Origin of the sequence: Bifidobacterium primatium (genome assembly GCF_002802875.1) — a bacterium.
In the GTDB taxonomy this organism is placed as follows: domain Bacteria; phylum Actinomycetota; class Actinomycetes; order Actinomycetales; family Bifidobacteriaceae; genus Galliscardovia; species Galliscardovia primatium.
Genome location: NZ_PEBI01000001.1, coordinates 938,500 through 959,488, shown reverse-complemented (window position 1 = coordinate 959,488; position 20,989 = coordinate 938,500). Strand labels below are relative to the sequence as shown.

The following is a 20,989-nucleotide window of genomic DNA, read 5'->3' as shown; positions in this document are numbered from 1 at the left end:
CGCAAAGCGAAAGGAGCGAGCGTGGGATTCGAGGTGTGGCCCGAGGCCATTGAACTGGGTGAATTGTTCAACGAGCACGGCTATGAACTGGCGCTGGTGGGCGGGCCTGTGCGCGACCTGCTGCTGAACCGTCCCTCACATGATCTGGATTTCTGCACGTCGGCGCGTCCCGAGGAGTTCGAGCCCATTCTGCGCAAGTGGGGCCATGGATTCTGGGATATGGGCAGGAAGTTCGGCACGTTGGGCGCCATGAAGCGCCGCGAGGACGGCAGCGAGATCGGCGTCGAGGTGACGACGTACCGGTCCGACACCTATGACCCGGATTCGCGCAAGCCCGAAGTGAACTACGGCGACAGCCTCGAGGGAGATCTTTCCCGCCGCGACTTCACCGTGAACGCGATGGCATTGCGCGTGCCGCAGTGCGAGTTCGTGGACCCGTTCGGCGGTGCGAACGACCTGCAGAAGAAGATCCTGCGCACGCCGGTCGACCCCGAGCAGTCGTTCGACGACGACCCGCTGCGCATGATGCGCGCGGTGCGGTTCGTGGCGCAGCTGGGCTTCCGCATCGAACCGGCCACGGCCGAGGCCATCACCAACATGGTCGACCGCATCTCCATCGTGTCGGCGGAGCGCGTGCGCGACGAACTGACCAAGCTGCTGCTCAGCGACAATCCGCACGCCGGCATCGAGGCGCTGGTGGATTCCGGCCTCGCCGACGAGGTGCTGCCCGAGATCCCCGCCCTGCAGCTGGAGATGGACGAGCATCACCGCCACAAGGACGTGTTCCAGCACACACTCATGGTGCTTGACCGCGCCATCGCGCTGGAGACCGGTCCGGACGGCCCCGTGCCCGCACCCGACCTGACGCTTCGTCTGGCGGCCATCATGCACGACGTCGGCAAGCCGCGCACGCGCCGTTTCGAGGCCGGCGGCAAGGTGAGCTTCCACCATCACGACTACGTGGGCGCGAAGATGACCCGCAAGCGGCTCAAGGCCCTGCGGTTCGACCATCATGTGGTGGAGGACGTCACCGACCTCGTGGCCCTGCACCTGCGCTTCCACGGATACATCGACGAGCCGTGGACCGACGCCGCCGTGCGCCGCTATGTGCGCGACGCAGGCCACCTGTACCACCGGCTCAACCGCCTGACCCGCGCCGATGCGACCACGCAGAACAAGCGCAAGGCGCAGATGTTCTCCGACGCGATGGACGACATGGAGGCGCGCGTCATCGAGCTCAAGAAGCGCGAGGACATCGACGCGATCCGCCCCGACCTGGACGGACAGCAGATCATGGAGATTCTCGGTCTCGAGCCCGGCCCCGAGGTCGGCCGCGCCCGCAGGCACATGCTCGATTTCCGTCTCGACAACGGCCCGACCGATTACGATGCCGCCGTCGCCGAGCTCAAGCGTTGGTACGCCGAGGAGGCGTGAGCCGCCCATGTGATCACATGTGATCGGATACGCGAAAGGGCCCCTCGATGAGAGGCCCTTCGTCGTGATGGTCGATATCGTATGGATTACGAATCGGCCAGCGGTCACGTGAACCGTCCGGCTACGTGTATTGCTTCGTGCCTGCCGGTGGCTACTTCACGGCAGCGTGGTCCACGGCCTTGGGAAGATTGGTGATCTTGTCGGCGGCCACGCAGTTCTGGAACGACGTGATCTGCTGGTCGGCGCCGGTCTTCACCGCGTTTTCGTCGGTCAGCGTGGAGAACGTGGAGCCGATGACGACATCGACGAGCTTGTCGGAACGATCGTCCATACGCATGATGGCGTCGTTGAAGTGACCGGCGACGGTGTACGCCTGGTTGATGGCGTTCTTGCCGAACCGGATCTCCGTGCGCTTCAGCGTGGTGGTGCCCGGGTAGTCGGCCACGCCCTTGGTCACGAAGCCGCGGTTCTTCAGCGCGCTGCTCACGGCGTTGGCCAGACCCGACTTGTCGGTGCCGTTCAGCACGCGAACGGTGACGTTGCCGTTCGCCACCGTCTTGGCGGTGCCGGTGTTATCGGTCGTCGCGCACGGCGCGATGACGCCGTAGTTCGGCTTCTCCGCGGCCTTGGCCGACGAGGACTTGCCGAGCACACCGAAATAGAACAAGAAAGCCACCACAAGAATCACGGCCAACAGTGCGATCGCGATGGTGAACACGATCTTCTGCCTGTCGCGTACGAATTGCTGACGGGCCTTGCGCTCGTCGAAGGCTTCCGGAGACGTCATGACGTACCTTCCCGCTTGCTGTCTGTAATGGATACCACCTTAACGTGAATGCCTGACTCGGTTCGTCAGCATTCGGAGACGATCGGCGTCACCGGCGCCGACGTCTCGAACAGTCTGTCGACGCATCGCGCCGCCTGCCACGCACGGCATACGGCGGCCGATGCGCGCTCGTCCGGCACGCAGGCCACGACGGACGGGCCCGATCCCGAGACGAATGCCGAGCTTGCGCCGGCGTCCAGGGCCGCGGCGATGGCCTCGCCCGACCGCGGATGCAGCGCGACCGCCGCCTTCTGCAGATGATTGGCCTCGCCGGCGTTCGTGCCGACGACATCGAACGTGCGATAGACCTCGGGCGTGCTCAGCTGCGCGTTGTAGGCGCCGACGACCATCATGCCCAGCTGCGAGGCGTCCACACCGGGGTGGGAGGTGCTGATGCGCTCGATGCGCTCGCCATAGCCGGTGCCGCGGGCGAGGCCGCCGCTGAGGCAGAACGGCATATCCGCGCCGAGCGTGGCGGCGACGGGCTGCAGTCGTTCGACATCCCAATCAAGGCCCCACAGCCGGTTCAGCGCGAGCAGCGTGCCGGCGGCATCGCTGGAGCCGCCGCCGAGTCCGGCCCCGACAGGGATGCGCTTCTCGAGACTGATGGCCACGTCCGTGGTCATGCCGGCCGCCTCGGCCAGGGCGAACAACGCCATGACCGCGTGATTGCGTCGCATGTCGGCCTTGTCGAGCGCCAGATCGCCGAGATACGCGCCGCTGATGTCCAGCGAGAACCCGGTGTCCGGCTCCTTCTGCGTGACCGTGACCGTGTCGTAGATGCCCACGGCGCAGTAGATGGTGTCGAGACGATGACGGCCGCCCCATGCGGCGACCGGTTCGCCGACCTCCAACGTCAGATTGGTCTTGGCCGGGCACTCCACGCGCACGGTGGCACCCGGCCGGGTCGCCGCGGAGGCGGAATCGGGAGCGGGGGCTGCAGGCGAATAGGCGAACGCGGTCATGAGGCATCGGCCTCCACGGCCGCCGCCAGCGCCGCGAACCGGTCGATGGTCAGCGTCTCGCCGCGCAGCGTGGCGTCGATGCCGGCGGTCTCGAACGCCGAGGCCGGCACCGTCTTCTTCAACGCCGCGTGCAGGGTCTTGCGTCGCTGTGCGAACGCGGCGTCGACCAGAGCGAACGTGCGCTTGCGGGCGGCGACGTCATCGTCCGTCAGGTCGGTGTGCGTGCGGGTGAACTTCACCAGCGCGGAATCCACGTTCGGTGCCGGCCAGAACACATTGCGCCCGATGACGCCGGCGCGTTCGGCCTCGCCGAACCACTGCAGTTTCACCGACGGCGTGCCGTAGATCTTCGATCCCGGCTTGGCGCACAGGCGGTCGGCGACCTCCTTCTGCACCATGACGACGAAGCTCGAAAGGTTGGGATAGCGTTCCAGCAGCGTGATGATGATGGGCGTCGCCACGTTGTACGGCAGGTTGGCCACCAGCGTGAACGATTCGGACTGCGCCAGCGCCGGCGTATCGTCGGGCGTGACCTTCAGCGCGTCCCGGTTGATGACGGCGAAGCGCTCAGTCGCCTGCGGCATGCGTTCGGCGATGGTGTGTGGCAGCCGCTCGGCCAGCGGCGGGTCAATCTCCACCGCGGTGACGGCCGCGCCGGTCTCCAGCAGGGCGAGGGTGAGCGAGCCCAGTCCGGGGCCGACCTCCATGACCTGGTCGTCGGCGCCGATCTCGGCGGTGCGCGCGATGCGGCGCACGGTTCCCGGATCGATGACGAAATTCTGGCCGAACTTCTTGGTGGGGGTCACGCCGGCGTCTGCGGCGATGCGGCGGATGTCCGCCGCGCCGAGCAGGCCGCTGGTCTCGGCGTCCGCCTGGTCGGCGGCATCGGCCGAGGCATGGCTGGGCTTATCGGGCATAGTGGTGTCGGTCATCGATTTAGTACCATCCGGTGCTCTGCGAGTGGGCCCAGGCGCCGTTCGGGCTGCCGTAGCGCTGGGCGATGTAGGACAGTCCCCAGTTGATCTGGACGGAGGCGTCGTCGCGCCAGTTGGCGCCGAACGCGGCCATCTTGCTGCCGGGCAGCGACTGCGGGATGCCGTAGGCGCCCGAATAGGGGTTCTCGGCGTTCCACTGCCAGCTGGATTCGCGGTTCCACAGGGCCACGAGGTTCGTCCAGTTGCTGCCGGTCCAGCCGCGCTGTGCGGCGGCTCCCTTGGCGTAGGTCTGTGCGGCGGCCGCGGAGGGATGCCACAGTCCGCTGCCGGAGCTGCTGCCGGTGTTGGTGCTCGGCTTCGATGTGGTGGGCTTGGAGGTCGGCTTCGCGGTCGTCGGTTTCGACGTGGGCTTTGCCGTTGTCGGCTTGGAGGTCGGCTTGGCCGTCTGCGTGGGCTTTGCCGTGGCGGTGGGCTTCGATGTGGTGGGCTTGGAGGTCGGCTTCGCGGTCTGCGTGGGCTTTGCCGTGGCCGACTGCGACGGCTTGGCGGAGGACGACGCGCTCGAGCCGCTGCTCGGCTTCGTCGAGGAATCGGAGTCGGAATCCTTGCCGGAGTTGGCGTTCGACGAGGACGAGCCGGAGGCGCTTTCGCTCGGCTTCGGGGTCTCCTTCGGCTTCTCCGGTCCGACGGCGACGATCTTGTCGATGGCGATCTTCGTGGTCTGCTCCTTGAGGAGGATGGAGGTCTCCTCCTTGCCGTCCACGAACGTGGTGTTGTACGTCGCCTTCTTCTCGCCGGCCTGGCCTTCCTGACGCACGACCGTCTCGCCGGGCTCGAGGCTGGAATCGACGATGGTCTGCGTCTCGAACGGCACGGCGATGGTCTTGGTGGTCTCGCCGTGGGTCACACGCTGCACGCGCAGCACGGTGTTGCTGCCGCCCGTGTTCTCCACGCTCACGCGGTCTTCCTTGCCCAGCACGATGCCCTTGGAATCAAGGATGGACGCGGCGGTGAGCTTGCCGTTCGGCGCCTCGCTCGACTTGCCGTCGGCGACCACGGTGACCGGGCCCTGCTTGTTGATGATGAAGCCGCCGGTGAGCTGGTTGTATACGTTCTTGATGTCGACGGTCACCTTGGAGGCGGCCTTCTCGTTGTCCTTGAAGAATCCGAGCAGCTGGTCGGCGCTCGTCGCGACCGTCCAGAACGGCACGTCCTGGCCCTCGATGTTGATGGTGGCCTGGTACGCGCTCTGCATGGTGACGACCGCGTGGTCGCTCAGCATGTCGCCGGACGTGGACCTGACGATGTCGTGCGTCTTCACGGCGATGTTCTGCTCCTGAAGCAGACGGTTGACGCTCATCGCGTTCGTCTGCACCGTCGTGGTCTTGCCGTTGATGTCCAGCGTCACCGTCTTGCGCGTGGTGACGAAGAACGCCAGTACGCATGCCACGGTCACGATAACGGCGCATGCCACCACACGAATACGACGAAGCGCCAGAAATCGTTGTGGAGTCCATCGACGTGCCATCAAAATCCTCCCAAAAACCGCTTGAACATACGGAATCAATTGTATGATGCCGACCTTGACGACGGCGGTTCGCGGTCCGTATGCCGCCAAATTCGCACATTTGCGGGCGTCGTCATCAAGGCGTTGAAAAAGAAAGAGAGCGAGGAGCCGGTTTTAGAAGGGGGATGAATCCGGCCCCTCGCTCGTGGACGGAGCGGGTTGGGGGATGCTCCGTCCCATATCTCAGAAGCTGTATTGATGGGGGAAGCTCCTGAGTCCTTACTCGCGGTAAGTCTTTGTATCCCCAACGTGCGTACGCCACGCACGCATATGCGCTTATGAGATGTATCTCACAAACCATACTACTCTCGCGGGGAAATCTTATCACGACGTGTGTCGTATGCGACGCCGTGATGAACCCCCGCATAGGGTGCTCGCTGCTTCAGTTATGGGTTCGATTATGGGAGCCTCCTGTCGGGATCGAACCGACGACCTGCCGCTTACAAGGCGGCCGCTCTGGCCATCTGAGCTAAGGAGGCATGTTCATGACCGTCACGACGATGCCGTCCGACGATATCGAACGAAGGCAAGTATAACCAAACGCGGGAATATTGTCATCTTCGGCCGTTCGAAGGCCTTGCCGCCGCAGGGATTGGGGGATTGCGGGATCATCGGTCCGCAGTCCGAAAATGCATGGACCCGCAAACCCATTGATGAGCATGGGGTTGCGGGTCCACCGGTGTTTGCGGGTCCGGGACGTCAGACGGGGATCACGGGTAGAGCGGTCCCTTGTCGGTGCCGACCGACGGGAGCTTGCCCTCCGTGCCCACGGCGTTCGCGTCGAGGCCGATGGCCTTGAGGAACGCGGTGCGCTGGTCGGTGTCGGACGGAATGGAGTTGCGGTTCCAGTACTTGCCGTTGACGGTGATCGTCGGCGTGCTCATCTGACCCTTGAGCTGGCCTTCGACGTTCCACAGTTCCTGACGCAGCGGCGTGTACTTGCTGATGGCCTTCAGCCAGTCGCCGTACACATGCTTGCCGTCGGTGGCCGATGCGGCGACGGATTCGCTCACGCCGGCGTCGATGGCCCGCTGCTTGATCTGCGCGTTGGAAACCGGCTTGTAGTCGCTCTCGCTCGGCTGGAAGTCCTCGGCATACATGAGCGTGATGAACTTCAGCAGATGCTCCGGCTCCTTCTCGGCGATCTCGATGGCCGCGTTGGCGGCGCGCGTGGAGTATTCGTCGGTGGAGTAACGGTCCATGAAGCTCATCGGATGAATCTCGATGTTGATCTGGCCGGCATCGACCAGCTGCGAGTATGTGTCGCCGAGCGCGCGTTCCATGGCGCCGCAGCCGGGGCACATGAAGTCCATGTACACGGCCACGGTGGGAACGCCCTTGACCGGCTTGTTCAGGCCGTTCTTCGAAATGACGAAGCCGCCCTTCTCGGTGCTGTTCGCCGGCTTCGGCGACGCCGCCTCGACCTGCGACCAGGCGTCGTTGAGCTCGCCGGCATCCTGCGTGGGATGGTTGGCCTTCCAGATGTTGAAGCCGATGACCGCTATCAGGGCGATGACGACGGCGACGACGACTGCGCCGATGATGGTCTGGTTGCGACGGTCGCGCTGCGCCTGCTCGGCGCGCGCCTTGGCGGCCGCCGCCTCGGCGGCCTGCCTCGCCTTGCGGTTCGTGGGTTTCTTGGTGGTCTTGGCCATGTGCGGGTGATCTCCTCATGACGTCGCGAACGATGCGCGACAGCTCGATTACGAATGGAAAGTTTAGCGTCGGGAGGTAAATAAACGGTGATGATTCACGCCTCGTGAACTGTGCCCCTCATAGGTTTTCGACGTGGTGGGCGATAAGCCGCGGTTATAGGGCGGCCTATTCGTTCGTCAGCAGCAGGGGCGACCAGTCGATGCTGTCGCCGGTGATGAGCAGCGCCAGGCCGGCGAGGATGAGGATCGTCCAGATGATGGTGAGCGTCCAGCTGCGCCGTTGCGCCTCCTGCGCGGCGTCCTGCATCTCGTCGTCGTCCGGCTGCCGGTACTGCGGATAGTCGTTGATGTCGCCGTCGTTGATGCCGGGGTCTTGGGCGTCGCGAGGAGAGCCGAATGTGCCGCGCGTGATGCCGGCGCCGAGCCGGGCGAGCCGCGAGTACGGTCCGAGCGCGGCGATGAACCAGCCGGTCGCCATGCAGACGGCCAGAATCATGCCTGACGACGACAGCGGCCGTCCGGCCACCACGGGGATGCGAATCGGCAGACTGAACACTTCGACGGAGACCGTGGCCTGCGGCAGGCCGAGCGCGACGGCGAGGAACGCGGCGAGCGCCATGAACAGCGCGGCCATCAGGGCGATGGGTGCGAAGGTGAGTGCCAGACCCTTGATGAGATGCCATGGCAGGGAGCCGACGATCAGGGCGCCGTCGGTGCCTTTGCGCATACCGCCGCGCTTGGATTCGCGGTTGAGCTGCGACTGGCAGGATAGGCCGGCCGTGGTCAGCAGCCACAGCGTGGCCATGGCCACGATCAGTCCGCCGGTCGGGGCGGCCGCGGCGAACAGGCATAGCGGTACGGCGAGCAGACACAGGAGCATACGGCCGCGGGGGATGAGCCACGAGGTCATGGCCGTCACATATTCATACGGGCTCATCGGCTGGAACGGCTGCATGGCGGGCTGCTGCGGTTCGGGGGCCGGTGGCATCGGAGGTGCGGTGATGTCGGGCACGCCGTCGATGGGAGGCTCGTCGACTGGGTCGCCGATGAGCGGGTCGTTGGAGGCGACGCGCGGCTGGGGACGCAGCGGCTGCTGCTGTGTTTGGAACGGCTGCGGATACGGCGATTGTGCGTCAGGCAGCACGGTGGTGGCGTCGCTGTCGGTCGCGGTCGCCGGCGACGCTTCGGCACTCGTATTTGCGGGAACCGTGGAACTGCTGACGCGGGGAATACCACCGGAAGGCGTCAGCACGGCGGTGGCCTCCGGGTCGAACGTCATGGCCATTGTCTCGGCGTTTGCGGCTGCATCGCCGGCGGCATGGGTGACGCCGGCGATGTCGGGGCTCATGCCGCCGGCGGATGGCACGGACATGGCCGGATGGGATTCCACCACACGGCCGTTCGCCGCGCCGTTCGTCCACTGCTGTGGCTGCGCGGCGCCGGAAAACGTGCGCGGCTCGCGTCCGACCGGGCGGATGGCCACGGCCGGCTGCGGCGGCTGCGCCGCTTGCGACAGGGTCTCGGTGGCGGCTTCAGGGGATTGCGGCATCACCGTGGTACCCGACGGGCCCGCGGCATTTGCGGTTGCCGGCATCGCGGCCGTTGGTGCCTCTGCCATCGATGTCTCTGCCGGCGATGAGGGGGCCTGCAGCACCTGCGTTGCCGATACGGCCGTCGTCGGAGGCGTTGACGTCGGGGACAGAGTCGGCGCGGCCAGCGTCGGGAAGGCGTGGGCGACCATGGTCGGGATATCGCGGGTCTGGCCGGCAAGGGCGACCGGCTTATCCAGCACGGCATTCACGGCATTCGCTGTATTGGAAGCCGGCGAGGCGTCGACATGGTCGGCATCCGAATCCGACGAGACATCGATCAGCTGCGTTGCGGCGGCGCGGCGTTCATCCAGCGCCTTCCACAGCGAGCGGGGATTGTCGATGCCGGCATCCGGGTCGTCAGCTGTTTCGGAAGAGTTTTTTCCAAAAGGGCGCATCACCCCGTCACCGGCTTCGGTGGTGTTCGGCGTCGGTATGTTTCCGGCCGCGGCGGTAGGCGGCAGCGGAACCGGCGGCACATCGGCGGCCATGGGCGCGCCCGTGCCGGCGAGCGGCCGGGCAAGCGGCTTCGACTCGCCGATAGGCGTGCTCGCGGCGGACGCCGAGTCGGCCGAGGCGGCGGTACCGGCAGCGAGGCTGGAGCCGGCAACGGCGGAACCGGCGGCGCCAACGGCCGTCCACAATTGCGGGGTCAATGCATCCTGCTCGATCACCTGCAACAGTTCCATGGGCGTGCAGCGGTTCTCGCGCTTGGGATCCAGGGCGCTGCGGAACGCGGCCGTCGTGCGTGGCGGCAGTCCCGCAAGATTCGCGTGACCGGTCGCCGCACGCTCCAGCACGGCCATCATCGGATTCGTGCCGAACACCGGCTGACCGGTGGCGGCGAACGCCAGCACGGCCGCCGTGCTCCACCAATCCGTCTGCTCATCGGATTCGGCGCCGTCGATGATCTCCGGCGCGATGAATCCGGGCGTGCCCATCACCAGGCCGGTACGGGTCACATGGCTTTCCCCCTCACCCATGGCGATGCCGAAATCCACCAGCACCGGGCCGGTACGTGAGATCATCACGTTCGTCGGCTTGATGTCGCGATGAATGATGCCCGCCCGATGCACCGCGCTTACCGCGTCGATGAGCTTTCGGGTCAGACGTTCGAGGTCGCCGGCCACGTACCGACCGTTCGCCGCCACATCGGCACGCAGGTTCTTGCCCTCGATGAGTTCGGTGACGATGAACGCCACCGAATCGTCAAGCTCCATATCCATGATCTGGCATACGCCGGGATGATTCACCCGTCGCAGGGCCGCGGCCTCGCGGCGCAGGCGCTCGCGGGCCGTCGCGGCGTTGTTCTCGGCGCCGGGCTGGAAGTCGTTGGATGCGGCGGCGCCGTCCGATTCGCCGTCCTCGTTCAGCGAATCGCGCAGGATCTTCATGGCGTAGATGTTGCCGCCGTCGTCCTTGACGCGCCATACGGAACCCATGGCGCCCCCGCCAAGGCGGGATATCAGCGTATAGCCGCCGACAAGGCTACCCGATTCCAGATTCAGCGCAGTCAAATCACTCATGCCGCCCATTGTGGCACGTATGTTCGATTCCCGCCGTGTGCCGCGTCGCTTTATTACGCAAGTTTCGCGCGATGTTCGATGATGTTGTGGGGCTCCCCGAAGCATTTCCCTCTGCTGGAGTCAGGGTTTGTGGGTCTACTCGTGAGGTTTGTGGGTCTACTCAAACGGTTTTGTGGACCTAGTTGTTCATGAAATCAATTTGTGGGTCTGCACCATTCAATAATCGTGGGCAAATTCGTTCATTAAGGGGTTTGTGGGTCTAAGGAGTATATATAGGCGCCGAAAACCGACTCTTCGCGATGCGCTAGACCCACTTTTCAATTTTGGTGATGCCGTAGGCCCGCTTTTCCGATTTTTGGGCGGTCGGTTGTGCGTGGCGGCTGGTTGTGTGCGACGGTCGGGGAAGGCTGTGGGGCCTGTCGTATCGGTTTGGCCGGGGACGTGGGGGCTGGCGTATCGATTCGGTCAAGGTCGGGAACGCGGGACCTGTCGTATCGAGTCAGTCAAGACCTGCGGAATCGACGCAGGACCTGGATTTGATGCAAGTACTGTGCACGGTTTCAGTACATGACACGCCGATAAAAGTTAGCGCTCTCAACAGTTTTTGCAAAAGCTGGCAAACGCTATATACTGTAACCACTGAGAACGTGCACAGTCTTGAAATCACGGCCGAGTTCAAGACTTCGCACACAACGCTGTACACCCACATCCGCATCCCTGAAACGAACATCAGCGGATGTCGTTCGGACGATGACTCCGGCGGCGGCGGATGCCGGGACCTGACGAGGGGGCCGGCATGACGCAACGCATGCCGAAGCCGGCGCCCGAATACGAAGAGAAGTTCAAGGAATCGAGGAATCATGGCATTGCTGCCGAATCCGATTGTTCTGCAGCGCGCGGACCCATACGTGCTGCGAACCGACGACGGTTACCTGTTCACCGGTTCGTACCCGTTGTACGACCGCATCACGCTGCGTCGCGCCGACAGGCTCTCCGGGCTGCAGGCGGCCGAGGAACACACCATCTGGCGCAAGCACGACAGCGGCAGCGGCGAGATGAGCGAACTCATCTGGGCGCCGGAGATCCACCGCGTTGACGGCCAGTGGGTCATCTACTTCGCCGCCGCGCCCACCACCGAAATCGACCAGCAGGCCGACACCTTCCAGCATCGCGTCTTCTGCCTCACCTGCGACGACGCCGACCCGATTACCGGCACCTGGACGGAACGCGGCAAGGTCGACACCGGCATGGACACCTTCGCGCTCGACGCCACCACGTTCGTGTACACCGACGGCCGCCAGTACCTCATCTGGGCGCAGCAGGACCTCGCCATCGAAGGCCACTCCAACCTGTACATCGCCCGCATGGCCAACCCGTGGACGCTCGAAACCGAGCCGGTGATGCTCTCCAAGCCCGAGCTCGACTGGGAGAAGATCCGATTCATCGTGGAGGAGGGCCCCGCCGTCCTGAAGTACGACGACAGGATCTTCGTCACGTTCTCCGCCTCCGGCACCGGCCCCGAATACGCGATGGGCATGCTCACCGCCAGCGCCGACGCCGACCTGCTCGACCCGGCCAGCTGGACCAAGTCCCCCGAGCCGGTGTTCACGTCCGACGAGACCGTGCGCCAGTTCGGCCCCGGCCACAACTCGTTCACCAAGACCGACGACGGCCGCGACGTGCTCATCTACCACTGCCGCAACTACGTGGAGATCCTCGGCGACCCGCTGTTCGACCCGAACCGCCACGCCTACATGGGCCTCATCGAATGGGCCGAGGACGGCACCCCGCGCTTCGGCACCCCGCAGATGGCCACCCGCTTCACGCCCGCCACCACGGACGTGCTGCCTTCGGACGGTCGTCTCAACGTGGACGAATCGCTGTAATCGGACCGTTCGGGTAATCGGACCGCCCGGGTGACCGGCCCATACGGCCCGCATCCGGGAACCGCTCCGCACCCGACCTCGCACCTTCACCCAATAAGACCAATCGTTCGCATCGCCGGCGTGCTCGCCGCCCAACCGCCCATATAAGGCATACCAAGGCGCATCGGGCATACCGGCCATATAAGGAATCGAGTAAACATGGCACAGGAAAACTCGCTCGTGCAGTCGCTCAAGCGCGGCATCTTCTGGAACTTCGGCGGACTCTACTTCTTCTACTTCGCCGTCTGGCAGCTCATCTTCACCTTCCTGCCGTACTGGCTCAAGGGCCCCGCCGGCATGGACACCACCACCTCCGGCCTGGTGTTCTCCATCATGTCGTTCGGCGCGCTGATCCTCCAGCCGATCTTCGGCCCGATCCAGGACCGTCTCGGCCTGAAGAAGGGACTGTTCTACTTCGTCATCTGCTGCATCCTGTTCCTCGGACCGCTGTTCCAGTGGGTGTTCCTGCCGCTCGTCGGCGCGAACCAGATCCTCGGTGCGGTCGTCATGGGCGCGTACCTGAGCCTCTGCCTCAACGGCGGCGTCGGCGTGGTCGAGGCCTATAACGAACGCTCCTCCCGCGCCTACAGCTTCGAATACGGCCACGCACGCCTGTTCGGCTCGCTGGCCGGTGCCACCGCCTCGTTCGTCGGCGGCATCATGTGGGCGAAGAACACCGGCTCCATCTTCTGGGCCATGACCTTCTGCGCCGCCGTGCTGTTCGTGCTGCTCACCGTCGTCAAGCTGCCCGACGACCACATGGCCGGCGAGGTCAGGGACGAGCAGGGCAACGCCGCCAAGAACGAGCCCATCACCCGCGAGGAATGGCTCTCCATCTTCAAGAACCGCAGCTTCTGGGGCTTCTGCCTGCTGATCATCGGATCCGCCACCATGTACGACGTGTTCGACCAGCAGTTCCCGAACTACTTCGCCTCCTTCTTCTCCGACGCCACCGCCGGCGCCACGTTCTTCAGCCGCGTGGTCTCCGTGCAGATCCTGCTCGAGGCCATCTGCATGCTGTTCATGCCCGCCCTCATCAACAAGATCGGCGCCAAGACCGGCCTGCTCATCTACGGCGGCATCCTGTTCGTGCGCGTGCTCGGCTGCGCGTTCATCAACACCATCCCGATGCTGGTGTTCTGGCGTCTGCTCGCCGCGCTTGAGATGCCGTTCATGCTGGTCTCCGTCATGAAGTACATCACCCGCGTGTTCGACAAGCGCCTCTCCGCCACCGTGTACATGTACGGCTTCGGCACCGCCAAGCAGATCGGTCTGACCGTGTTCTCGCTGTTCATGGGCAACATGTACACCGCGCTCGGCTTCCACCACGCGTACCTGCTGCTCGCCGCGCTCATCGCCGTGTTCGTGATCGTCGGCTCGCTGCTCATGCGTTCCGACGCCAAGACGGAGCAGATCGCCAAGTAGCGCATCATTCCGCCATCCGCCGTGCCGCATGGCGAGCAGCACCCTGCGGGGCCTTCCCCTTCCAAAGGCCCCGCAGGGTTTTTCGTTGCCGGAACTCGGGTCGGTATCATGGTCACGTATCCGCCGATCCCAAGGCTTGAAGGAAGCAGAGTGAACCAGCATAAGGCCACCATCCACGACGTCGCCCGCATCGCTGGCGTGTCCCGCGCCACCGTCTCGCGGTATCTCAACGGTGGCAAATGGGTGAGCGAGGATGCCGCCGCCAAGATCAAGGCGGCCATCGAGCAGACGCATTACGTGGCCAACACCCATGCCCGCGCACTGGTCACCGGCCGTGCCGGATCCGTGGCGTTCCTGCTCGGCGAGCCGCAGAAACTCCTCTTCGAAGACCCGAACTTCGCCACGCTGCTGCGATCCGTGGCCGACGAACTCGGCAAGCGCAGCACCTCGTTCCTGCTGATGACGACCGACAACAAGGACGAGGAGCGGCGCAACATCGCCTACCTGCAGGCCGGCCACGTCGACGGCGTCATCCAGGTCGCATGGCATCAGGACTCCGGCAAGATGATCGCCGCGCTCGTCAAGGCGGGCATCCCCACCGTCGTCGCCGAACAGCCGTCCGACGAGACGCTGCCCGTCGGATATGTGCATGTGGAGGATTACGGCAGTGCGCGCAAGGCCTGCGAATACCTGCTGTCGCGAGGAGCCCGACGGCTGGCGATGATCGCCGGCCCGGAGGGTCCGTCCGGCACGCGCGACCGCGTCCACGGCTTTCTCGACACCCTGGCCGCGGCCGGCGTCGCAGACGCGGCCGCGCCCATCGTCCATGGCGACTACTCCTCGGCAAGCGGCGAACGCGCGATGGCCGAACTGCTCGACTCCCAGCCCGACATCGACGCGGTATTCATCTCGTCCGACGCCATGGCCGTCGGCGCGATGAAGACGCTGCGGGCACGCGGCATCGTCGTGCCCGACGACATGCAGATCGTCGGCTTCGACGACTCGTCGGCCGCCATGCTCGCCGATCCGCCGCTGACGACCGTCCGTCAGCCGTTCGACCAGATCGGCAAGCATCTGGTCGACCAGCTTATGCGCATCATCGCGGGGGAGCGGCCCGTCGGCGTCACGCTGCCGTGCGAGCTCGTCGTGCGCGACACCACGCGCTAGAACGCATGGTCGACCGTACGTCAACATGATTATCAGACGGTTATTAGAGTGCTGCGGGGTAGTATGGCGGGGAGTGTTGTCGTCGCCTCGGAGGTGAATATGGTCGACAGTCGCAATCCGCTCGTTTCGGTGATCGTGCCGGTATACAAGGTCGAAAAATTCCTCGACGAATGCGTGGCGGGAATCGTCGCGCAGACCTACCGCAATATTGAGATCATCCTCGTCGACGACGGCTCCCCCGACGGCTGCCCGGCCATGTGCGACGCATGGGCGGCAAAGGACTCGCGAATCCGCGTGATCCACAAGCGCAACGGCGGGCTCTCCGACGCGCGCAACGCCGGCCTTGCCGCCGCACGCGGCGACGTCGTCTATTTCGTCGACTCCGACGACGCCATCGAGCCGAATCTCGTCGGCGTGTGCCTCAAGGCCATGCGCGAATACGACGCCGACGTCGTGATGTTCAAATTCGACACCATCTCCGAAGCCGGCCGTCCGCTGTTGTCGTCGTACAAGCACAACGAATTCGACGACGTGCAGGTGCTCACGCCGCAGGAGGCCATCAAGGCGCAGGTGCGTTCGGAGATCGACGGGTATTTCTGGGCGTTCGTGGCCGCGACGCCCATATATAAGGACCATGACTTCTCGTTCCCCGTCGGACGGAAGATCGAGGACATGGCCCGCATCTGCAACGTACTGGGCGAGGCGACGCGCATCGTGCGCATTCCCGAGGTGCTGTACCACTACCGGATGCGCAAGGGGTCGATCACGGCCACGCTCGACCCGAACCTCTCGCGCGACTGGCGGCGCGCGGCCGACGACCGCGAGGCGTACATCGCGGCGCGATACCCCGAACTCAAGCGGTTCATGACCATGCAGCAGCTCACGTTCTTTGCGAACCTCGACTACGAGACCATCCGTCAGTCGCTGATCGCCGGCCTGAAGATCGACCCCGAGGATGCGGACGCCATGCGCCGGCGCATCGAGGGCCTCGCCAAGGACGTGGAGGACAACGGCGATGTGGACGAGGTGCCGGAATCGACGAGCGAGCTGCTCGGCACGCTCAAGGGCTGGCTGAGCGAGACCGTCGACGACCTGACCGCGGAGATGAAGGCCGGGCTGCACGGGATGCGCGACGAATGGCGGCAGCTGCGCGTGGAGTTCCGCGACGGGTTCCGCGCATAATCCATGGCAATCGATTGACGTCATATTGGGGCCGAATCTGATATTTCCCAAGTGTTTCGAAAAACCCTCCAATTTCTTGAAACCGGTTTCTTTTCGTGATTTATGGTGTATATTGGGCAGTGGCTCACAGGAGAGTGATTTCCTCGACCACAAACAACGCTGTTAGCGGTGCAACGAACCTTGGCGAATCCAAAGCAGGACGCGCGAAGCGAAGTTAATCCAAAGACGGGATAATTGAATACCCATATACACCCCCTTTTACAACGGATCGTGAGGCACGTACCTGCCTCTGAAAGGAACTGATTACCATGGCAGAAGTGGTTTTTGACCATGTCACCCGCATCTACCCGGGCAACGACAAGCCCTCGGTGGACAATCTGAATCTCGACATCAAGGACGGCGAGTTCCTCGTGCTCGTCGGCCCCTCCGGCTGTGGCAAGTCCACCACGCTGCGCATGCTCGCCGGTCTTGAGGAAGTCAACAAGGGCAAGATCCTCATCGGCGACAAGGACGTCACCAACATGCAGCCGAAGGACCGTGACATCGCCATGGTCTTCCAGAACTACGCGCTGTACCCGCACATGACCGTCGCCGACAACATGGGCTTCGCCCTGAAGATCGCCGGCACCCCGAAGGAGGAGATCCGCAAGCGCGTGGAAGAGGCCGCGAAGATCCTCGACCTCACCGAGTTCCTCGACCGCAAGCCGAAGGCCCTCTCCGGCGGCCAGCGTCAGCGCGTGGCCATGGGCCGCGCCATCGTGCGCAAGCCGAAGGTCTTCCTCATGGACGAGCCGCTTTCCAACCTCGATGCCAAGCTTCGCGTGCAAACCCGTACGCAGATCGCCGCCCTGCAGCGCCAGCTCGGCGTCACCACCCTGTACGTGACCCACGACCAGACCGAGGCCCTGACGATGGGCGACCGCATCGCCGTCATCAAGCTCGGTGTGCTGCAGCAGGTCGGCGCCCCGACCGAGCTGTACGATCGTCCGGCCAACGTGTTCGTCGCCGGCTTCATCGGCTCGCCGTCCATGAACCTCAACATTCATCCGGTCGTCAACGGCCAGGCCAAGATCGGTGACGACACCGTCGACCTGCCGAAGGACGTCGTCGCCAAGCTCACCCCGGAGGACGGCGGCAAGATCGTCGTCGGCTTCCGTCCGGAGGACGCCACCCTCGCCGGTCCGGACGACGACAACGCCTTCAAGCTGTACGTCGCCAACGTCGAGGATCTCGGCTCCGACGGCTACATCTACGGCAACATCGTGACCGACGGCTCCGCCGCAGAGCAGGCCAGCGCCGTCATGAGCGACCAGGACAAGATGACCACGGTCCGTGTGAGCCCGCGCCTGCTGCCGAAGGTCGGCGAGACGGTGCGCATCAAGATCGATCCCGAGAAGATGCATCTCTTCTCCCCGAGCACGGAGCTGCGTCTGAACTAGTCGTTCGGTCGCCTGGTTCGGTCGGCTTGCCGTCCATCCGGCTGTTCGGACTTCCGTCCGTTCTTGTCGGGCGGCCGTTCGCTCGTCCGTTCTCGGACGGCGTGGCGGCACGGCCGCATAATCACAGACGTCGGCGTGAGGACTGTTGTGGGACGGTCCGATTGCCGATACGCGAGGCGAGGTCCCCTCTCTTCCTCTCTGACTCGCTTCGCGAACAGTGTAGCCCCGCAGCCAACGCTGGTTGCGGGGCTTCCCTATGCGTTCGCGGCATGAATCGATGCTTATCGATATATCGCGTGATTCGTGCATATGCCTATTTCGCACGAATGCGGATATATGAGTGCATCGGATGATTCGTGCGCAACGAGGATGCGCATGAATCGGGATATGCGAGGGTATCTGGTGATTCATGCGTCAAATCACGCGGATTGGGTAAGTTGGTGATTATGGAAAACGTGGAATTGGACCCCAGACTTGTACAGGCCACATCGGTGAAGGCCGTCGACGAAGCGGTCGGCGGCAAACGGCCTAGCGAACCGAAGGCGTTGAAGATCACCGCCGCGAGTTCGAACCCGAAGATGTTCACGCTGCCGTGGCACAAGCCGCTCTCGCAGTGGCCCGACGACCTGCTCGCCAATCTGCCGCGCGGCATCTCCCGCCACGTCGTGCGATTCGTGCGCGTGGGCAACGACGTGTATGCGATGAAGGAGATCACGCAATCGGTGGCACAGCGCGAGTACGAACTGCTGCGCCAGCTCGAGAAGATCGACGTGCCGTCCGTCAAGCCGATCGCCGTCGTCACCGGCCGGCACGACCGCGACGGCAAGCCGCTCGAAGCCATGCTCGTCACCCAGCACCTCAAGTTCTCGCTGCCGTACCGTGCGCTGTTCGCGCGAAACCTGCGCGAGGACACCGCCGACCGGCTGATTGACGCGCTCGCCGTGCTGCTCGTGCGCCTGCACCTCATCGGCTTCTACTGGGGCGACGTGTCGCTGTCGAACGTGCTGTTCCTGCGCGACGCCGACTGCTTCGCCGCCGTGCTTGTGGACGCCGAGACCGGCGCGCTCTACCCGACGCTGACGGAAGGCCAGCGCGAATACGACATCGACCTGGCGCGTACGAACATCATCGGCGAACTGATGGATCTGAGCTCCGGCAAGCTGCTGCCCGACGACGTGGATGAGATCGAGGTGGGCAACCGCCTGGTCGAGCGCTACCATTCGCTGTGGAGTGCGCTGACCGACGTGGAAAGCTTCAGCCCCGACGAGATGTGGAAGATCGAGAAGCGCGTCAACAAACTCAACCAGCTTGGATTCGACGTGGACGAGCTCGAGATGAACACGTCGGAGGACGGCAACCGCGTGCGCGTGCGGCCACGCGTGGTCGACGCCGGTTACGCCTCGCGCAAGCTGCTGAGGCTCACCGGCCTCGACGTGCAGGAGAACCAGGCGCGCCGACTGCTCAACGATCTGGACGCCTACCGCACGTCGACGTGGCGTCAGGGCGAGGACCTGGAGATCGTGGCCACCGACTGGATGCGCGAGGTGTTCGAACCGACCGTGCGCATGATTCCGAAGGAATACCGTTCGCAGATCGAGCCGGCGCAGTTCTTCCACGAGATCCTCGACCATCGCTGGTTCCTCGCCGAAAAGGTCGGTCATGACGTGCCGATGGCGGAGGCCGTGAACAGCTACATCGAAAACGTACTGCCCCAGTACAAGATCGACGCCAAGGTGATGGACGCCATCAACGCCGACGCCGACGCCGGCGTAATCGACGACGAATCGTCGTACGGCGACGACGGATACGATCCCGATTACGATCCCGACGCCGCCGTATGGGCGAGCTAGCACAAGCTGGTAGTGGCTGGTAGTGGCGTACCGATGCACTGAGGAGATGAAAACGGCCGGTACGGTTCCTGTTGGTTCGTGAATGCACGACGGATGGGAACCGTATTGGCTGATGGGTTCCTGTTGGTTGTAGCGATACGACGGGCAGGAACCGAATATGCCCCATGCCGCGTGATGCGACATGGGGCATATTGCGTTTTGTTCCGGGGCGGCGTCTACCTGCCGCCTCTTACCTTTGCGCTTACTTCGCGGCAGCGGCTGCGGCGGCCTCGCGGCGGGCGCGGGCCACGGCGTAGAGGCTGATGCCCGCAGCCACGGAGGCGTTGAGCGATTCGACCATCGACGTGATCGGAATGCCGGCGATGGAGTCGCAGGCCTCGCGGACCAGACGGCTCAGGCCCTTGCCCTCCGAGCCGAGCACCACGATGAGCGGGTCGGTCTCGAAGTTGGTCTCGCCGACGAGCGCATCGCCGCCGCCGTCCAGACCGACGGCGTAGTAGCCGCGTTCCTTTAGGCTTTCGATGGCCTTGGTGAGGTTCACGACGCGGGCGACCGGCATGTGCGCGGCGGCGCCGGCGGAGACCTTCCACGCGGCGGCGGTCACCGAGGCGGAACGACGCTCCGGCAGAATCACGCCGTTGGCGCCGAATGCGGCGGCCGAACGGATGACCGCGCCGAGGTTCTGCGGGTCGGTCACGCCGTCGAGCGCGATGAACAGCGGACGGGCCTTGATCTGCGCGGCGGGGCCGGCGGCCTCCATGGCGCGTGCCTTCTTGTCGGCGCGATCGGCCAGCTCCTGCAGCGAATGGTACTGGTATGGCATGGCCTTGAGCACCACGCCCTGATGGTTGCTCGAACGCGCGATGCGGTCGATCTCCAGACGGTCGGCCTCGAGCAGATGCAGGCCGTGGGCGCCCGCCAGACGCACGATCTCGCGCGTGCGGTCGTCATGCTCGATGCGGGCCGCGATGTACAGCTCCTTCGCGGGAACGCCTACGCGCAGCGCCTCGAGCACCGAGTTGCGGCCGATGACCAGATCATCGGAATCCGAGGTGAACTTCGCCGCACGACGCTTCGCCGCCAGGCGAGGATCGGCCATCTTGCGGCGGTCGGCCGCCTTCTTGGCCCGATATGCCTTGTGGTACACGCGGTCCTCGGCCTTGGGAGTGGGCCCATGCCCGCGCAGCTTATTACGATGTTTTCCGCCAGACCCCTTGGTCGGCCCTTTCTTCATAGCCATAGATTCCATTGTCCCACAAGGGGTTCCGTAGGGTTTGGCGGTTGACGTAGGGGTTCTGTGGGGTTTTCGCCGATCGGTGTGACGTTTTGGGGACGTCACGGGATTTCGCGGTTGCGGGCCTGCCGCCGGTTCCCGTGCACTAGCCGAGAGTTTTTGGCCGGCGTCAACGCCGTTGTTGGCGCCGTGATTTCGTTTATAATCCACGTTTTGAGGCGGCGCAATGGACAGGATTCGGCGGGTTGTCGTATCGATGGGGGCATTGGC

12 protein-coding genes, 1 tRNA gene and 2 pseudogenes are annotated in these 20,989 nt (G+C 64.4%); 7 read left to right on the top strand and 8 right to left on the bottom strand.

Annotation, left to right across the window (positions count from 1 at the left end; genetic code table 11):
* The first annotated feature begins 21 nt into the window (after positions 1 to 21).
* Positions 22 to 1,434, top strand: a complete 1,413-nt coding sequence (locus tag CS006_RS03510; protein WP_100510348.1) for a CCA tRNA nucleotidyltransferase — start codon at positions 22 to 24, stop codon at positions 1,432 to 1,434.
* 151 nt (positions 1,435 to 1,585) lie between these two features.
* Here the strand turns inward: CS006_RS03510 and CS006_RS03505 are convergent, their stop codons facing one another.
* The 7 genes and pseudogenes from CS006_RS03505 to CS006_RS10935 all read right to left on the bottom strand — a co-directional run.
* On the bottom strand, positions 1,586 to 2,221 hold the full coding sequence (locus CS006_RS03505) for a LytR C-terminal domain-containing protein (protein ID WP_100510347.1): 636 nt from the start codon (positions 2,219 to 2,221) through the stop codon (positions 1,586 to 1,588).
* 65 nt (positions 2,222 to 2,286) lie between these two features.
* Positions 2,287 to 3,225 carry a 4-(cytidine 5'-diphospho)-2-C-methyl-D-erythritol kinase gene (locus CS006_RS03500; protein WP_100510346.1) on the bottom strand — a complete coding sequence of 313 codons (939 nt, stop codon included), beginning with the start codon at positions 3,223 to 3,225 and terminating at the stop codon, positions 2,287 to 2,289.
* The gene (gene rsmA, locus CS006_RS03495; protein WP_423734826.1) at positions 3,222 to 4,142 is read right to left on the bottom strand and encodes a 16S rRNA (adenine(1518)-N(6)/adenine(1519)-N(6))-dimethyltransferase RsmA; all 921 of its coding nucleotides are present in this window, start codon (positions 4,140 to 4,142) and stop codon (positions 3,222 to 3,224) included. Before rsmA ends, CS006_RS03500 begins: the two co-directional genes overlap by 4 nt.
* 19 nt (positions 4,143 to 4,161) lie before the next feature.
* Entirely contained in the window at positions 4,162 to 5,688 is a 1,527-nt protein-coding gene (locus tag CS006_RS03490) for an aggregation-promoting factor C-terminal-like domain-containing protein (RefSeq protein WP_100510344.1), read from the bottom strand.
* 444 nt (positions 5,689 to 6,132) lie between these two features.
* Positions 6,133 to 6,206: transfer RNA gene (locus CS006_RS03485), tRNA-Thr, on the bottom strand.
* Between the two features lie 231 nt (positions 6,207 to 6,437).
* Positions 6,438 to 7,382, bottom strand: a complete 945-nt coding sequence (locus tag CS006_RS03480; RefSeq protein ID WP_100510343.1) for a DsbA family protein — start codon at positions 7,380 to 7,382, stop codon at positions 6,438 to 6,440.
* A gap of 2,143 nt (positions 7,383 to 9,525) precedes the next feature.
* Positions 9,526 to 10,506: pseudogene (locus tag CS006_RS10935) on the bottom strand (serine/threonine-protein kinase); the annotation flags it as partial.
* A gap of 851 nt (positions 10,507 to 11,357) precedes the next feature.
* Between CS006_RS10935 and CS006_RS03470 the strand changes: the two are divergent.
* The 6 genes and pseudogenes from CS006_RS03470 to CS006_RS03445 all read left to right on the top strand — a co-directional run bounded on the left by CS006_RS03470 (position 11,358) and on the right by CS006_RS03445 (position 19,485).
* Complete coding sequence (locus tag CS006_RS03470; protein WP_100510341.1) at positions 11,358 to 12,383, top strand: glycoside hydrolase family 43 protein; 1,026 nt, start codon at positions 11,358 to 11,360, stop codon at positions 12,381 to 12,383.
* A gap of 198 nt (positions 12,384 to 12,581) precedes the next feature.
* Entirely contained in the window at positions 12,582 to 13,847 is a 1,266-nt protein-coding gene (locus CS006_RS03465; protein WP_165777213.1) for an oligosaccharide MFS transporter, read from the top strand.
* Between the two features lie 150 nt (positions 13,848 to 13,997).
* A complete protein-coding gene (locus CS006_RS03460; RefSeq protein ID WP_207759991.1) occupies positions 13,998 to 15,014 on the top strand; it encodes a LacI family DNA-binding transcriptional regulator in 1,017 nt (338 codons plus the stop codon).
* Positions 15,015 to 15,113: 99 nt separating this feature from the next.
* Positions 15,114 to 16,080: pseudogene (locus tag CS006_RS03455) on the top strand (glycosyltransferase); the annotation flags it as partial.
* A 424-nt stretch (positions 16,081 to 16,504) separates the two neighbouring features.
* A complete protein-coding gene (locus CS006_RS03450) occupies positions 16,505 to 17,635 on the top strand; it encodes an ABC transporter ATP-binding protein (RefSeq protein WP_100510338.1) in 1,131 nt (376 codons plus the stop codon).
* Positions 17,636 to 18,081: 446 nt separating this feature from the next.
* The gene (locus CS006_RS03445) at positions 18,082 to 19,485 is read left to right on the top strand and encodes a DUF4032 domain-containing protein (protein WP_100510337.1); all 1,404 of its coding nucleotides are present in this window, start codon (positions 18,082 to 18,084) and stop codon (positions 19,483 to 19,485) included.
* 241 nt (positions 19,486 to 19,726) lie between these two features.
* On the opposite strand, the gene rlmB is transcribed toward CS006_RS03445, so the two are convergent.
* Positions 19,727 to 20,725 (bottom strand): 23S rRNA (guanosine(2251)-2'-O)-methyltransferase RlmB, encoded by a 999-nt coding sequence (gene rlmB / locus CS006_RS03440; protein WP_100510336.1) that lies wholly within the window; start codon positions 20,723 to 20,725, stop codon positions 19,727 to 19,729.
* Positions 20,726 to 20,989 lie beyond the last annotated feature (264 nt).